Annotated in this window: 14 protein-coding genes; 6 read left to right on the top strand and 8 right to left on the bottom strand. The window is 64.4% G+C overall.

What is annotated here, in order from left to right; translation table 11 throughout:
- Positions 1 to 53 precede the first annotated feature (53 nt).
- Complete coding sequence (locus N5A92_RS13455; RefSeq protein ID WP_260903459.1) at positions 54 to 449, top strand: hypothetical protein; 396 nt, start codon at positions 54 to 56, stop codon at positions 447 to 449.
- Positions 450 to 494: 45 nt separating this feature from the next.
- Here N5A92_RS13455 and N5A92_RS13450 read toward each other — a convergent pair whose 3' ends face one another.
- Together N5A92_RS13450 and N5A92_RS13445 are read right to left on the bottom strand one after the other, a co-directional pair.
- On the bottom strand, positions 495 to 1,316 hold the full coding sequence (locus N5A92_RS13450; RefSeq protein WP_260903456.1) for a uracil-DNA glycosylase: 822 nt from the start codon (positions 1,314 to 1,316) through the stop codon (positions 495 to 497).
- A 56-nt stretch (positions 1,317 to 1,372) separates the two neighbouring features.
- Entirely contained in the window at positions 1,373 to 1,963 is a 591-nt protein-coding gene (locus N5A92_RS13445; RefSeq protein ID WP_260903453.1) for a hypothetical protein, read from the bottom strand.
- 157 nt (positions 1,964 to 2,120) lie between these two features.
- On the opposite strand from N5A92_RS13445, the gene bluB reads away from it, so the two are divergent.
- A complete protein-coding gene (bluB, locus tag N5A92_RS13440) occupies positions 2,121 to 2,798 on the top strand; it encodes a 5,6-dimethylbenzimidazole synthase (RefSeq protein WP_260903452.1) in 678 nt (225 codons plus the stop codon).
- Between the two features lie 172 nt (positions 2,799 to 2,970).
- A complete protein-coding gene (locus tag N5A92_RS13435) occupies positions 2,971 to 4,653 on the top strand; it encodes an electron transfer flavoprotein-ubiquinone oxidoreductase (RefSeq protein ID WP_260903450.1) in 1,683 nt (560 codons plus the stop codon).
- Between the two features lie 102 nt (positions 4,654 to 4,755).
- Here the strand turns inward: N5A92_RS13435 and N5A92_RS13430 are convergent, their stop codons facing one another.
- A complete protein-coding gene (locus N5A92_RS13430) occupies positions 4,756 to 5,748 on the bottom strand; it encodes an endonuclease/exonuclease/phosphatase family protein (protein ID WP_260903449.1) in 993 nt (330 codons plus the stop codon).
- A 54-nt stretch (positions 5,749 to 5,802) separates the two neighbouring features.
- Positions 5,803 to 6,705, bottom strand: coding sequence for a LysR substrate-binding domain-containing protein (locus N5A92_RS13425; RefSeq protein WP_260903448.1), 903 nt, complete (start codon positions 6,703 to 6,705; stop codon positions 5,803 to 5,805).
- Between the two features lie 87 nt (positions 6,706 to 6,792).
- Here N5A92_RS13425 and N5A92_RS13420 point away from each other — a divergent pair, with 87 nt between their 5' ends.
- On the top strand, positions 6,793 to 7,014 hold the full coding sequence (locus N5A92_RS13420; RefSeq protein ID WP_260903447.1) for a hypothetical protein: 222 nt from the start codon (positions 6,793 to 6,795) through the stop codon (positions 7,012 to 7,014).
- A gap of 322 nt (positions 7,015 to 7,336) precedes the next feature.
- Here the strand turns inward: N5A92_RS13420 and N5A92_RS13415 are convergent, their stop codons facing one another.
- Together N5A92_RS13415 and N5A92_RS13410 are read right to left on the bottom strand one after the other, a co-directional pair.
- Complete coding sequence (locus tag N5A92_RS13415) at positions 7,337 to 8,833, bottom strand: AMP nucleosidase (RefSeq protein WP_260903445.1); 1,497 nt, start codon at positions 8,831 to 8,833, stop codon at positions 7,337 to 7,339.
- 46 nt (positions 8,834 to 8,879) lie between these two features.
- The gene (locus tag N5A92_RS13410) at positions 8,880 to 9,080 is read right to left on the bottom strand and encodes a hypothetical protein (RefSeq protein ID WP_260903441.1); all 201 of its coding nucleotides are present in this window, start codon (positions 9,078 to 9,080) and stop codon (positions 8,880 to 8,882) included.
- A gap of 172 nt (positions 9,081 to 9,252) precedes the next feature.
- Here N5A92_RS13410 and N5A92_RS13405 point away from each other — a divergent pair, with 172 nt between their 5' ends.
- Complete coding sequence (locus N5A92_RS13405) at positions 9,253 to 9,954, top strand: glutathione S-transferase family protein (protein WP_260903440.1); 702 nt, start codon at positions 9,253 to 9,255, stop codon at positions 9,952 to 9,954.
- Positions 9,955 to 9,959: 5 nt separating this feature from the next.
- Here N5A92_RS13405 and N5A92_RS13400 read toward each other — a convergent pair whose 3' ends face one another.
- Together N5A92_RS13400 and N5A92_RS13395 are read right to left on the bottom strand one after the other, a co-directional pair.
- Positions 9,960 to 11,735 carry an ATP-binding protein gene (locus N5A92_RS13400; protein WP_260903439.1) on the bottom strand — a complete coding sequence of 592 codons (1,776 nt, stop codon included), beginning with the start codon at positions 11,733 to 11,735 and terminating at the stop codon, positions 9,960 to 9,962.
- 84 nt (positions 11,736 to 11,819) lie between these two features.
- A complete protein-coding gene (locus N5A92_RS13395; protein ID WP_260903437.1) occupies positions 11,820 to 12,386 on the bottom strand; it encodes a GNAT family N-acetyltransferase in 567 nt (188 codons plus the stop codon).
- Positions 12,387 to 12,693: 307 nt separating this feature from the next.
- On the opposite strand from N5A92_RS13395, the gene N5A92_RS13390 reads away from it, so the two are divergent.
- Positions 12,694 to 14,496, top strand: a complete 1,803-nt coding sequence (locus N5A92_RS13390; RefSeq protein WP_260903435.1) for an acetolactate synthase 3 large subunit — start codon at positions 12,694 to 12,696, stop codon at positions 14,494 to 14,496.
- Positions 14,497 to 14,519 lie beyond the last annotated feature (23 nt).

The raw sequence follows: 14,519 nt of genomic DNA, 5'->3' as shown, positions 1-14,519 counted from the left end.
GGCTGGGGACGAAACCGCGGCCGGCCCCAAAACCCTTCATCAGGAGCCGAAGAATGACACTCACCATCCCCCCCTTCCTTCGCAAGGCACTCCTGGCCGACGCAGCAATCAGCGGCGCGGCCGCCGCGCTCATGATCGCTGGCGCTGGCATCCTCGGGCCGCTTCTGGCGCTGCCGGGCCCGCTTCTGTTCTGGGCGGGCGTCGCGCTCGTCCCCTTCGTCGCCCTCCTCATCACGGTCGCTCGTCGCCAGGCCGCGCCGCGCCTTCTCGTGCTCGACATCGTGCTGGTCAATGCGTTGTGGGTAGTGGGAAGCCTCGCGATCATGCTCGCCGGCATCATCTCGCCCAACCTTCTGGGCGTGGCCTTCATTACCGCCCAGGCACTTGCCGTGGCGCTCTTCGCGGTGCTGCAATACGCCGCCCTGCGGACGGCTCCCGTGGCCGCCTGAATGCCGCATGCCCCGGCCGGACACGCGCCGGCCGGGCATCCCCGCTCAGCCGCCCAATTCCTCAAGCTTCGCCTTGATGGCGAGGAAGTCGCGCCAGGCGAGCTTCTTGTGCGCCGGATTGCGCAGGAGATAGGCCGGGTGCAGCGTCGGCATCGTCGGGACTTCCTGCCCATCCGGAGTGGTGTGGACGGCCCAGGTGCCGCGCATGCGCATGATGCCCGTCTGCGTGTTGAGCAGAAGCTTTGTGGATGGGTTGCCGAGCGTCACCAGCACCTTCGGCTTCGCCAGCTCGATATGCCGCTCGATGAAGGGGCGGCAAATCTCGGTTTCGAGCGGCGAGGGATCGCGGTTGCCGGGCGGCCGCCAGGGGATGACGTTGGAGATGTAGGCGCTCGTGCGGCCGCGGCCGATCGCAGCCAATATACGGTCGAGCAGCTTCCCCGAACGGCCGACGAAAGGCAGTCCCTGCAGGTCCTCGTCGCGCCCCGGCGCCTCACCCACCAGCATCAGGTCGGCTTCCGGGTTGCCGTCGGCGAACACCGTGTTCTTCGCCGTGTATTTCAGGTTGCAGCCGTCGAAATCGGCGAGGATTGCCTGCAATTCCTCCAGCGATCCAGCCTCGCGGGCAAGCGCGCGCGCCCACGCGGCCTGTGCCTCGTCGGGGACGGCGGCGTGCACCGCCTGCCTGGGTGGGGCAGGGGGCGCTTCCCGCGCCGGCCTCTTCTCCCCGGTCGTCGCGGGCGCCGACGCTTCCTTCGGCTGGGCAAAGCGGTCTTGCGTCTCCTCGGCCAGCGCCTCGTCGGCACCGGCATCGGCATAGAAGGAGAGAATGTCGCGCAGTTGCGCGGGGTCGCGGATTGGCATCATGGCATGAATGTCGTCCGCCCGGCCGCCCAATGCAAGCGCTGAACCGCATTCTCCGGTCACGAGAAGGGAATGCGCGGATCCTGCACCAGATAGAAGGTGGCGACCGGCGTCAGGTCGGTGACGAGGAAGGAGAAGGATGCCATCTCTCCAGGATCGCTTTTGCCTTTGCTGAACAGGAGCCTATCGTGCGGCTCGAAGTCACGTTTGTGGGCGGAAAAGGCGTCGGAGGAGACGGCGTCCCCTTGCGTGCGCCTTTGGTCGAAGGAAAGGCCGTCGCCATAGGTACTAGGCAGCCCGGGCTTTTCCTGCAATTCGTAGGCGAACTCGATCCAGGCAAGCCCGCTCGCATTCACCGTCTCCAGCTTGAGATAAAGCCGCGTGCCGGCATAGTGCACGGCCCCAGGCTGCGGCGGGGGCCGCGCGACCTCGCGGATGACGAGCACCACCGAACTCGCTGAATAAAGCTCCTGTGTCAGCACCACCGGATCGTCCCTGGTGCCGCTGCCGTCAATCGCCCGAATGCGGAAGCCGCCGCGCTCGTCGGAGAAGGAATAGCCGCCGGCGAGCCAGCGCCCGTCGTCCGCCGGGCCCGCGCCCAGCAGGAAAACAGCAGCGATGGCCGCTGCCCATCGCGCAATGCCACGCATTGCAGTGCCTCCCGTGCCCGCCCTTGCGGGCACAAGTGATTATACCGCACAACGGCGTTCATCTGATAGTGCCCCCGGCGCAAGGAGTTTGCCGCCGCGCTCTTTTGAAGCTATTCGAGACGCCTAGGACAAGGACGCCGGAGCGAGGAATGGAACGATGAGCAAGGCCGCATCCTTCCGCAATGCCGGTCCTTCCACCGAACCGCCGGCCTTCGACGCGGCGTTCCGGGAGAAGCTCAGGGACCTTTTCTCCTGGCGCCGCGATGTGCGGCGTTTCCGGCCCGAGCCGCTGCCCGGCGGTCTTCTGGAACGTCTCCTCGATTCCGCCTCCCTCGCGCCGTCCGTGGGGTTGAGCCAGCCCTGGCGCTTCGTCATCGTCAGGAGCGCCGAGCGGCGCGCCATGATCAGGGAGAATTTCGAGCGCTGCAACGCCAAGGCCCTTGCGGCCCAGCCGTCCGAGCGCGCCGGCCGCTATGCACGCCTGAAACTGGCGGGCCTGGACGAGGCGCCTTGCCACGTGGCGGTGTTCGCGGACCGCTCGACCGGGCAGGGCCACGGCCTGGGGCGCCGCACCATGCCGGAGATGATCGAATATTCGGCGGTAATGGCGGTCTACACGCTCTGGCTCCTGGCCCGTGCCGAGGGCGTGGGCCTCGGCTGGGTCTCGATCCTGGAACCGAAGGACGTCATCGCAGCACTCGACGTACCGCCCGCATGGAGTTTCATCGGCTACCTCTGCCTCGGATACCCGGCGGCCGAGGACAGCGTGCCGGCGCTGGAGAGGGCGGGGTGGGAAAAACGCGCATCCGCCAATACATTCCGCATAGAGCGGTGAGGCACCCTTTGCGCAAATTTACTTTTACGTGTTAGTAAAAATTTTCGGGCGAGCCCCGTGATAGGCGCAAGGAATTGCTTTCCCGCGCGACCGTGGCGGTTTAACCGCTTGACCCGATGCGCTATAGCCGGGCCGGACAAGGCAGCCATCGTGGCGACCCGTGGAGGATTGGATGAGCGAACGCGAGAGCATGGAATTCGATGTCGTGATCGTCGGCGCGGGGCCGGCGGGGCTGGCGGCATCGATCAGGCTGAAGCAGCTCAATCCCGAGCTTTCCGTCGTCGTGCTCGAAAAGGGCGGCGAAGTCGGCGCCCACATCCTCTCCGGTGCCGTGGTCGACCCCATCGGCATCGACCGGCTTCTGCCCGGCTGGCGCGAGGAGTCCGACCATCCTTTCAAGACCGAAGTCACGGACGACCGGTTCCTGCTTCTGGGGCCGGCCGGCTCCGCCCGCCTGCCGAATATGTTGATGCCGCCCTTAATGAACAACCACGGCAACTACATCGTCTCGCTCGGCAATGTCTGCCGCTGGCTCGCCGAGAAAGCCGAGGCGCTCGGCGTCGAGGTCTATCCCGGCTTCGCCGCCGCCGAAGTGCTCTACAATGAAGAAGGCTCCGTCATTGGCGTTGCCACCGGCGACATGGGCGTCGAGCGCGACGGCACCCACGGCCCCGGCTACCAGCCGGGCATGGAACTTCTCGGCAAGTACGTGCTGATCGGCGAGGGCGCGCGCGGCTCCCTTGCCAAGGAGCTGATCGCCAAATACGGCCTGGCCGAAGGCCGTGAGCCGCAAAAATTCGGTATCGGCCTGAAGGAATTGTGGGAGGTGAAGCCGGAGAACCACAAGCCCGGCCTCGTCCAGCACTCCTTCGGCTGGCCACTCGACCAGAAAACCGGCGGCGGCTCCTTCCTCTATCATTTCGACGACAACCTCGTGGCCGTCGGCTTCGTCGTCCACCTAAACTACAAGAATCCCTATCTCGCGCCCTTCGAGGAATTCCAGCGTTTCAAGACGCATCCCGCCATCCGCGAGACTTTCGAGGGGGGAAAGCGCCTCTCCTACGGCGCCCGCGCCATCACCGAGGGCGGCTTCCAGTCTGTGCCGAAGATGGCTTTTCCGGGCGGCGTCCTGATGGGCTGCTCGGCCGGCCTCGTCAACGTGCCGCGCATCAAAGGCTCGCATAATGCGGTGCTGTCGGGCATGCTGGCCGCCGAGCACGTGGCCGAGGCCATAGCCTCCGGCCGCGCTAACGACGAGTTGTCCTCCTACGAGCAAGCCTGGCGCGCCTCCGACATCGGCAAGGACCTGAAGAAGGTGCGTAACGTCAAGCCGTTGTGGTCGCGCTTCGGCACCTATGCCGGCGTCGCCATCGGCGGCATCGACATGTGGCTCAATACGCTCTTCGGCTTCTCCCCGCTCGGCACCCTGCGGCACGGCAAGACCGATTCGGAAACCCTGGAGCCCGCCGAAAAGTACAGCCCCATCGATTACCCCAAGCCCGACGGCGTCCTCACCTTCGATCGCCTGTCCTCGGTGTTCCTGTCCAACACCAACCATGAGGAGAACCAGCCGGTGCACCTTAAGGTGAAGGATATGGATCTGCAGAGGGCTTCGGAATATGCCGTCTTTGCCGGCCCCTCGGCGCGCTACTGCCCGGCCGGCGTCTATGAATGGGTGGATGCCGAAGGCAACGCGCTCACCGCCGACGCTCTGCGCGAGAACGTTGACGCCCGCTTCGTCATCAACGCGCAGAACTGCGTGCACTGCAAAACCTGCGACATCAAGGACCCGAACAAGAACATCAACTGGGTCCCACCGCAGGGCGGCGAGGGGCCTGTCTACCAGAATATGTGAGGGCAGGTGGCGCGGCCGATGTTCCGGCATGGATCCTCGAGCCAAGCCCGAGGATTCATGCCTGAACCGCTCCGATAGACAAAACGATCAAGACCGTTTGTACTACTCCCCTGCAATTCTTGCCTGCATCACCTCGGCCGCTTCTTCCTCCGGCCTCACCGCGAACTCCAGCAACACAGGCAGGTGATCGGAGCCGACACTTTCGAACCGCCTCGTGGCGATCGGCACCACGCGGCCCTTCGTGAAAATGTTGTCGATTGGCAGTCCGGCAAAGCGCCGGAGGAAATCCGGCGCGGACCGCACCAGCCATGTCGGGCCGACATTGCCGACTGACGTCAGCCCGCCCGCTGCCGCCACACGCCGTGCTGTCAGGCTCCAGGGAGCGGCGTTGAGGTCGCCTGCGATGATGGCCGACGCCGACAGCCGCTCGAGAACGGGAACCACATCGTCTATCTGCCATGACTGCTCGAACGGCCACGGCCAGCCCAGATGGATCGCCGCGACATCGACCGCCGCGCCGCCGAAATTCACCGTGGCAATCGCCAGCGAGCCCCGGTCGAAGCACTGCGCCCTGGACGGGTGCAAAAACGGCCTTCGCGACAGGATCGCCACGCCGCCGATGGGTGAGGGCGGTTGGCAGACGATGCGGTGCGGATAGGCATTCTCGACCAGTTGCAGTTCCGGCAGCCAGGCGGACGAGACCTCGTTCAGCGTCACCACGTCCGGCTGCGTGCGGCCGATGAGGGAGAGCACCTCCCTTGGCGTACGGTTGTCGTAGCGCAGGTTGAGCTGCAACAGCCGATAACGCGCAGCCCCCATCTCCCCCCCTGCATGCACCTCGCCTGCCGGCAGCGCCGTCACCGATGTGATCGCCGCACCCCCGAGCACGACCGCTGCAAGTCCGATGCGCCGCCATCCGCGAGCGAAAAGCAAGGGCAGCGCCAAAATCACCACCAGCGCCGCCAGGTGCACCCGGAAATGCGCCAGCGAATCGAAAGCCGGATGCACCGTGCCCCAGTACCCCATCACCAGCGGCACGGTGAGCAGCGTCGCCGAAAGGGCGAGGAGAGGGAGAAGGCGCCGACTGTCGTACATGAGGCGTTTGTAACGGCTCGATTGCGGCGGGAGCAAGGAGGCGGATGATTACCCTTATTGCCTCCCCAGTGCCGGCTCTCTCTCCGAGATCACCCAGTCCCGGAAGGCGCGGACCCTGGGATCGTTCAGACGCTCCTCCGGATAGATGAGATGGTAGCCCTTCTTCACCGGCACGGTCAGGTCGAACGGTTGCACCAGTGTGCCGGCGGTTGTCTCGGCCTCGACATAGCCGAGATAGCCGAGGACAACTCCTTGTCCGTCGATTGCTGCCTTTATCGCCATTGAGTAATCCTCGAACCGCAGCTGACGCGCGGGCCTGGCATCGTCGGCACCCGCTGCCTGCAGCCAGACATCCCATTCGTCATAGCTGTCGTGGATGTCCCTTATCAGAACGTATTTCTCCACCATTTCGGCTGGCGTGAGGTCGCTTACCTCTTGCCTGAGGTCCGGTGCGCAAAGAGGCGTCACGCTAAAGCGCAGGACCGGCTCAGCCTGTAGTCCGGGCCAGTCCCCTGCACCCCAGCGCAGCGCCAGGTCTGCCTCACCGGCAGAAAAGTCTACGGGCCTGTAGGTGCTGAGAATGGCGATGTCGATGTCCGGATGCAGTTCCCGGAAGCGGTGAAACCGGGGCATCAGCCACCGGATGCCGACCTCGGAGGTGAGGCTCACCGTCAGCGGCCGCGAAAGGTCGGGGCCGAGCAGGTCGCTCGTAGCCTGGGCAAGCTGGGCGAAGGCGTCCTCGACACCGCTCCGGTATCGGCGCCCCGCCTCGGTCAGGCTCAGTCCGCTGGGCGTCCGCCGCAGCAGCTGCACACCCAGTTCTTCCTCCAGCCCGCGAATCCGGTGGCTCACTGCGCTCGGCGTGATGCGGAGCGCCTCCGCCGCGCCGGCGAGATTGCCAGCCCGCGCCACCGCTTCGAAGGCCTGCAGCCCGCGCAGGGAAGGAAGTCGCCGCATCAGTTGCCTCCGATTGAGAAAAGCTCAAATGCCAACTGAAATCTTCGCGTTTGATGCCAAGGCTATTTTGGACTGGTCTTCGAGCTCATGTATAGAGATTTTTTCAAAAGACTTGCCTTCCGCAAGCGTCATCCGCCGCCCGACATTCCGCCGGACGAGAACGACCCCGACCTTTCCCGCAAGCTCACCACGCTGCTGATCCCCGGCCCGCCAGGCGTTGCCGACCATGTCTTATGGTCGCTGCTTCTGAAGGGCACGCCGGGCGAGCATGGCCGCCAGGGTAAACGGCGAAGACGCGGTCGAGGCTAGGGCCGCTCGTTGCTTTTAAGAGCAGAGCCATCGGACAAGCCAGCGCCATTTCCCCAACTCCCCTGGGCGCGGAAAAGGCGCGGGGTCCGGCGTCGCAAGCCCAGGGGATGGGCGAGCGGTGTCGCTTGAAGGACCCTTAGACCGGTCGACGGCGGGACAGCGGCCGGCGGGCGCGTTGCCCGCGCCACTAAATTAAACTGAGAGGCACGGACAACGCGCCCCGTTTCCCAACTCACCTCATGGTGAACTCGTCGAACCAAAAGGCAGACGGTGAAGCCGGGCGCGTGGCAACGATAGTGTGCGCCAGTCCTCGGAAGGAGCCCTATTGAAACGCCGTCTCCGAAAAACTTCGCAGTTTGCGCGAATGCAGCCTTTCCGGCGGCATGGCGGCCAGCTTTTCCACCGCGCGGATGCCGATCTTCAGATGCTGCGCCACCTGCCGCTTATAAAAATCCGTCGCCATGCCTGGCAGCTTCAACTCGCCGTGCAGCGGCTTGTCGGAGACGCACAGAAGCGTGCCGTAGGGCACGCGGAAGCGGTAGCCGTTGGCTGCAATCGTCGCCGACTCCATGTCGAGCGCGATCGCCCGCGACTGCGAAAGCCGCTGCACCGGTCCGCGCTGGTCGCGCAGCTCCCAGTTGCGGTTATCGATGGTGGCGACCGTGCCCGTGCGCATGATGCGCTTCAATTCGTAGCCCGAGAGCCCGGTAATCTCCGCCACCGCCTCCTGCAGCGCCACCTGCACCTCGGCAAGCGCCGGCAGCGGCACCCAGACCGGCAGGTCGTCATCGAGGACGTGATCCTCTCGCACATAGGCGTGCGCCAGCACATAGTCGCCGAGCGCCTGTGTGTGGCGCAGGCCGGCGCAGTGGCCGAGCATCAGCCAGGCATGCGGGCGCAGGACCGCGATGTGGTCGGTGATGGTCTTGGCATTGGATGGACCGACGCCGATATTGACCATGGTGATGCCGCTATGGTCGCCCTTCTTCAGGTGATAAGCGGGCATCTGCGGCAGGCGCTGAAGCGCGGTTTCCGGCGGCGCCTCACCGGCGCGCGTGACGATGTTGCCAGGCTCCACGAAGCAATCGTAACCGCCGCCGCCGCCCGCCATCATCTCCCGCGCGAAGGCGCAGAACTCATCGATATAGAACTGGTAGTTGGTGAACAGCACGAAGTTCTGGAAGTGCTCCGCCGCCGTCGCCGTGTAGTGCGACAGCCGGTGCAGGGAATAGTCCATGCGCGGGGCGGTGAAGGGCGCCAGCGGCATCGGCTCGCCCGGCGTGCTCTCATGGGTGCCGTTGACGATGTCGTCATCCATGGCGCTGAGATCGGGAACGTCGAAAAGGTCGCGCAAAGGCCGCTTCAACTGGTCCGGGATGGACGCCTCCACATAGGTGTCCTTCGTAAAGGCAAAGTGGAGGGGGATAGGCACCTCCGATTCAGCCACAGTCACCTCCACCCCGTGATTGCGGATGATGAGGTCGAGCTGTTCCGTCAGATAGTTCTCAAAAAGATCCGGCCGCGTAACCGTGGCGGAATAGGTGCCCGGCGACGGCACATGGCCGAAGGCGAGCCGCGTGTCGATCTGCGCGAAGGAGGAGGTGGAAACGCTGATTTCAGGATAGAAGGCGCGGTAGCGGTGGTTGCTTGCCCCAGTGGAAGACACCTGGGCGAAGGCGTCGCGCAGGAAGGCGGTATTGCGCTCGTAGACCGTCTTCAGCGCTTCGACGGCCTTTTTGGCATCGTTGAAGCCTTTCCGGGTGACCGCTTCCGGGCTCGAGATGGTTTCAATGGGTTGAGGATAGATTCGCTTGTCCATGACCCATTATAGGAGTTTCCCGTGGCGGTTTCGAGGTGTGATCGCCTCACCGCATGCGCTGCGGAGACATTCCGCCCGCCGGCCCAATGCCGCCTGGCATCCGGTACGCGCTTTCCATGGCTTTCCCGTCGTTGCCGTTGTGCACAATACCCACTGCCGCTATGGGCAGCGCCAGCAGGCAGAGAAGGATCAGCGCCCGCGGCGCGGCCCGGCGCAAGTGTGTGATCATCGTCTTCATGTTCGGCATTGGTACCTGTTCCCAAGGTCATCTCTTCGTCCCTTCCACGAGATTGCCCCGGCGCGACTGAATGGCCGCTGAGATGACCGTTCATGCTGCGTTCAAGATTATTGACGCGGCCCGCAATTGCGAAGGCCGCACTTTGCCCTTACCTCAAAAGGCGTAGATCTAGGAGACGCCCATGACCGAACAGTCCCGTCCCATCGAGCTGCATTACTGGCCCACCCCCAACGGCTGGAAGATCAGCATCATGCTGGAAGAGCTCGGGGCTCCTTACACGGTGCGCTACGTCAACATCGGCCGTGGCGAGCAGTTTCAGCCGGAGTTCTTAAAGATCGCGCCCAACAACCGGATGCCCGCCATCGTCGACCCCGAGGGGCCTGGCGGCGAACCCATTTCTATCTTTGAATCGGGTGCCATTCTACAGTATCTCGGACGCAAGTTTGGCCGCTTCTACCCCACGGATGAGCGCCAGCGGGTGGAGGTCGACCAGTGGCTGTTCTGGCAGATGGGCGGACTGGGGCCGATGGCCGGCCAGGCCCACCATTTCCGTCAGTACGCACCGGAAAAGGTGCCTTACGCCATCGAGCGCTACACCAATGAGTGCAATCGCCTCTATGGCGTCATGAACAAGCGTCTGGCCAACCGCGACTATCTGGCGGGCGACTATTCCATCGCCGACATTGCCTGCGTCGGCTGGATCAAGCCGCACCAGAACCAAGGGCAGGACCTGAACGACTTCCCCAACTTGAAGCGCTGGTTTGAAGCGATCACGGCGCGTCCCGCGGTGGAGCGCGGCCTTGCCGTCGGCCAGGAGCACCGCCGCAATATCGCTGAAGACGAGGAAGCCAAGAAGGTGCTTTTCGGCCAGCGCGCGAGCTGAGCGCCTTACCGCGTGAAGCGGCTGCGGGGGACGGCAATCTCCTCGTCCCTCGGCAGGTCGCGGACGGAGCCGAGGGTGCCTGCTCCGAAGACGCCGGAGGTCGTGCGGGTGCGCTTGCCGGAGCTGCGCATCTGCTCGACGATCCGCGCCAGGTCGACCCCGTCGACCGAGCGGCCGTCAGATGCCGGTGCAGCGTCCGCGAGCTTGTCCTTGATCCCGGGCAGGCGTTCGTCGGGCAGCTTTTCGAACTTCATGCGCATGGTCGTCGCTACCCCGTCGCCGAATGCGATCGCCTCGCGCTGGCCCATCGCCGACAGGAAGGCAAGCGTGGACGCGGAGGAATCGGCAATCGCCGAGCGGATGATCGACTGGTCCTGCTCGTTGGCAAGCCGCATGGCGAAAACGGTCGAACACTGCGAAAGTACGGTCGGATCGAGATCGCCTGGCCGCTGCGTGACGACGCCCAGATAGCACCCGTACTTGCGCCCCTCCTTGGCGATGCGCGACAGCGCATGGCGCGTCGGCGCAAAGCCGAGTCTGGGGTCGGCCGGCATATAGCGGTGCGCCTCCTCGCACAGGACGAGAAGCTTCAACCTGCCATCGCTCCAAAGCGCCAGGTCGAAGGCGAGCCGCGCCAAGACGGAGCAGACCGAGTTCACCACCTCCGATGGCAAGCCGGCCATCTCGAAGCAGGTCACCGGCCGCCCCTCGCTCGGGATGCGGAAGATACGTCCGACCGTCTCGTGGATGGAATCCTCGATCAGATGCGAGGAGAACATGAACCGATAGCGCGGGTCGTTCAGCGCCGCCTCGATGCGCGCGCGCAGCTGGCGGTAGTAGGGACGCTCGGTCTTCGTCTCCAACTGCCCCATCCGCTCGTCGATCTCATGCACGAGGTCGGCCATTCGGTAGGGCAGGGGCGTGTCGGCGGTAATCCCGCTGTCGCCGCCGCGCTTCAGCACGCCGGCGCCGGAATTGCGGTAGGCGTGCTTGGCGGTGGCGATCAGGTCACGCAGAAGCTCCACTTCCTCCATAACCGGCTCGCGCCCGCGGTAAAGCACCTCGACGAACTCCTCCAGCCGGAACAGCCAGAAGGGAAGGTCGAGCGAGTTGGTATCGATGCGCACGCTATGTTCGGGAAGGGCTGCGGCGAACTCGTTGTGCGGGTCGAGAATGAGCACCCTGAGATCCGGCCGCGCCTCGATTGTCTTGCGCAGAAGCAGCGAGACTGCGGTCGACTTGCCGACGCCCGTGGTGCCGACGAAGGCGAAGTGGCGGCTGAGTGTCTCGTCCACCGCCAGACAGGCGTCGATGGCGTTGTCCTGCGAGAGCTGGCCGATAGTGACGGAACGCCGCCCGCCGAGATCGTAGATGGCGCGCAGGTCACGGGCGCGGATGCGGTGGGCAAGTGCGCCGATATGCGGATACTCGGTAATGCCGCGGTCGAAGATGGGCGCGCCGTCGCCGTCGCGCACCTCTCCGATCAGTTCGACGCACACCATGATGGGGTTGCCCCCCTCATCGTCCCAACGCCGCTGCGGACGCTCGATGGCGTAGATGAGGCCGACCGTGCGGGTGGTGCCGAGGTTGATGGAGATCAGTTTGCCGACCGTCCAGGTGCCGGCGATGCCTACTTCGTCCTTGCCGATGGTGGCGGCGATGACGGCCCGCGCCCCGTCGCACTGCACGACGTGACCGAGCACCCGGGCGGCCGGCTGGCCCGCCATCCTGCGCTCCTGCGATGTCGTCTCGCCCTGCATGGCATCGCCATCGATATACATTTGCCCGCCCCATCTGCCCCTTGGATCGCGGCAAGCTATCGCGGCGAGGTTAAAGCCGGATGAGGGGGGATGGTTGAGGTGGGGTTAACCGGGAACTTGCCCTTGAAGTGCCGGGTTCCGCTTTCGGTACACCACGTGTGGGCGCAGGGGATGGCCGTCGGACAGCTTGGGATGCGTGAAGTCGTCCGAAGGATCGTGCTCCATACCGATCTTCTGCATCACCCGCTGGCTTGGCAGGTTCACCCGCGCGGTGAAGGCCACTACCTCGGGCAGGCCGATCGACCAAGCGTAGTCGAGCCAGGCATGTGCACCCTCCGGCGCCAAGCCCCGGCCCCAGAACCGCTCGGCAGTCACCCAGCCGATCTCGACTTGTGGACGGCTTGGAATTGCCTCGCGCATCACGTCGGGCAGGACTCCGATCCCGATCAGCCCGACAAGCTCACCCGTTTCCTTCAGCTCCGCTGCCTGGAAGTGGAACCCGTTCGCCCGCGCGCGCGAGATAGCGAGGTCGATATCGGTGTTCGTCTCCTCTGGCGTCAGAAGCCTGGGAAAGAAGCGCCTGACATGCGGATCGCCGTGGATGGCGGCCATCGGCGCGCGGTCGCGATCCTCCCAAGGGCGCAAGATCAGGCGTTCGGTCGTCAGTCTCATCGCCGGCTCAGAATCTGATTTGCGGAGACGACTCTACTAAACCTGGCCGGTGGAGAAGGCCACCCGGTGCCGGAAAATCGATCCGTGTCGCATTTGGCGCGCTTTCTGCGTTGACACCATGGGCGGTTGCCCCTTATGGTCCGCGACCATGATGACCACAGGTATTCTCGTAGTAGGAACGCACATGAGCAGGGCGGCGTAGCCGCCGGGCGACAGCCACTCATGTGCAAAGATGGGCTCCTCCGGGGGCCTTTTTTATTGGCCGAACGACAGCGAAGACGACGGATCGAGACGGGACACGAAAGCGATGAACGCACAAGTGCCGGCGCCCAAGGGGCAGGAAACGGGCATGCAGGAGATGACGGGCGCCGAAATGGTGGTGCAGGCGCTGAAGGACAACGGCGTAAAGCACATTTTCGGCTATCCGGGCGGCGCCGTGCTTCCGATCTACGATGAGCTCTTCCAACAGGAAGAGGTTCAGCACATCCTGGTGCGCCATGAGCAGGGGGCGGGGCATGCCGCCGAAGGCTATGCCCGATCGACGGGCAAGGCCGGCGTCATGCTGGTCACTTCCGGTCCCGGCGCCACCAACGCGGTCACAGCGTTGCAGGACGCGCTGATGGATTCCATTCCGCTGGTCTGCATCACCGGCCAGGTGCCGACGACGCTGATTGGCTCCGATGCCTTCCAGGAATGCGACACAGTGGGCATCACCCGCCCCTGCACAAAGCACAACTGGCTGGTGCGCGACGTCAATCAGCTTGCGGCAGTCCTTCACGAGGCCTTCCATGTTGCCCATACGGGGCGGCCGGGGCCGGTCGTGGTCGACATTCCGAAGGACGTTCAGTTTGCCAAGGGCACCTACACGCCGCCGCAGACGGCTCCGCGCACGAGCTACAATCCGCGCGTTGAAGGTGACCAGGACAAGATCAAGATGGCCATCGCGCTGATGGCAGCCGCCAAGCGCCCCGTCATCTATTCGGGCGGCGGCGTGGTCAACGCCGGCCCGGAGGCGAGCCACCTGCTGCGCGAGCTGGTGGATCTCACCGGCTTCCCCATCACTTCGACCTTGATGGGGCTCGGCGCCTATCCGGCGTCCGGCAAGAACTGGCTCGGTATGCTGGGCATGCACGGCACGTTCGAAGCCAACATGGCCATGCATGATTGCGACGTGATGGTGTGCATTGGCGCGCGCTTCGACGACCGCATCACCGGCCGCATCGATGCCTTCTCGCCCGATTCAAAGAAGATCCACATCGATATCGATCCCTCTTCGATCAACAAGAACGTGCATGTCGACATCCCCATCATCGGCGACGCGGGACGGGTACTCGAAGACATGGTGCGCTTGTGGCGGGCGAGCGCACATGCGGACAAGGCGGCGCTGAAACCCTGGTGGGAACAGATCGCCAAATGGCGGGCGCGGGATTCATTGGCTTACAAGCCAAACGATGACGTCATCATGCCGCAATATGCAGTCCAGCGGCTCTACGAGATGACCAAGTATCGCGACGTCTACATCACCACCGAGGTCGGTCAGCACCAGATGTGGGCCGCCCAGCATTTCGGCTTCGAGGCGCCCAACCGGTGGATGACCTCAGGCGGGCTCGGCACCATGGGCTACGGCCTGCCGGCAGCCCTCGGCGTCCAGATCGCACACCCCGACGCGCTGGTCATCGACATCGCCGGCGACGCCTCGGTGCTGATGACCATGCAGGAGATGAGCTCGGCCGTGCAGCACCGCGCTCCGATCAAGATCTTCATCCTTAACAACCAGTACATGGGCATGGTGCGGCAGTGGCAGCAACTCTTGCACGGCAACCGCCTGTCGCACTCCTATACGGAGGCGCTGCCGGATTTCGTCAAGCTGGCAGAGGCCTATGGCTGCAAAGGTATCCGCTGCGAGAAGCCGGGCGAACTCGACGATGCCATCAGGGAGATGATCGAGACCGACCAGCCGGTGATCTTCGATTGCCGGGTTGCGAACCTCGCCAACTGCTTCCCTATGATCCCCTCAGGCAAGGCGCACAATGAGATGCTCTTGCCGGACGAGGCGACCGACGAGGCGGTGGCCAATGCCATCGACGCCAAGGGCAGGGCGCTGGTCTAGGATTTGGAGTCTCGCACGGAAGT

The organism is Chelativorans salis, from assembly GCF_025336525.1.
Classification (GTDB): Bacteria; Pseudomonadota; Alphaproteobacteria; order Rhizobiales; family Rhizobiaceae; genus Chelativorans; species Chelativorans salis.
The sequence above is the reverse complement of the archived record's forward strand: the minus strand, read 5'-3'. Positions and strand labels throughout refer to the sequence as shown.

Coding starts and splice junctions, on each gene's coding strand:
- N5A92_RS13425 (WP_260903448.1), bottom strand. CDS start 6,705: ATGCGGCGACTTCCTTCCCTGCGCGGGCTGCAGGCCTTCGAAGCGGTG.
- N5A92_RS13435 (WP_260903450.1), top strand. CDS start 2,971: ATGAGCGAACGCGAGAGCATGGAATTCGATGTCGTGATCGTCGGCGCG.
- N5A92_RS13445 (WP_260903453.1), bottom strand. CDS start 1,963: ATGCGTGGCATTGCGCGATGGGCAGCGGCCATCGCTGCTGTTTTCCTG.
- bluB (WP_260903452.1), top strand. CDS start 2,121: ATGAGCAAGGCCGCATCCTTCCGCAATGCCGGTCCTTCCACCGAACCG.
- N5A92_RS13455 (WP_260903459.1), top strand. CDS start 54: ATGACACTCACCATCCCCCCCTTCCTTCGCAAGGCACTCCTGGCCGAC.
- N5A92_RS13415 (WP_260903445.1), bottom strand. CDS start 8,833: ATGGACAAGCGAATCTATCCTCAACCCATTGAAACCATCTCGAGCCCG.
- N5A92_RS13450 (WP_260903456.1), bottom strand. CDS start 1,316: ATGATGCCAATCCGCGACCCCGCGCAACTGCGCGACATTCTCTCCTTC.
- N5A92_RS13430 (WP_260903449.1), bottom strand. CDS start 5,748: ATGTACGACAGTCGGCGCCTTCTCCCTCTCCTCGCCCTTTCGGCGACG.
- N5A92_RS13390 (WP_260903435.1), top strand. CDS start 12,694: ATGAACGCACAAGTGCCGGCGCCCAAGGGGCAGGAAACGGGCATGCAG.
- N5A92_RS13410 (WP_260903441.1), bottom strand. CDS start 9,080: ATGCCGAACATGAAGACGATGATCACACACTTGCGCCGGGCCGCGCCG.
- N5A92_RS13420 (WP_260903447.1), top strand. CDS start 6,793: ATGTATAGAGATTTTTTCAAAAGACTTGCCTTCCGCAAGCGTCATCCG.
- N5A92_RS13400 (WP_260903439.1), bottom strand. CDS start 11,735: ATGTATATCGATGGCGATGCCATGCAGGGCGAGACGACATCGCAGGAG.
- N5A92_RS13395 (WP_260903437.1), bottom strand. CDS start 12,386: ATGAGACTGACGACCGAACGCCTGATCTTGCGCCCTTGGGAGGATCGC.
- N5A92_RS13405 (WP_260903440.1), top strand. CDS start 9,253: ATGACCGAACAGTCCCGTCCCATCGAGCTGCATTACTGGCCCACCCCC.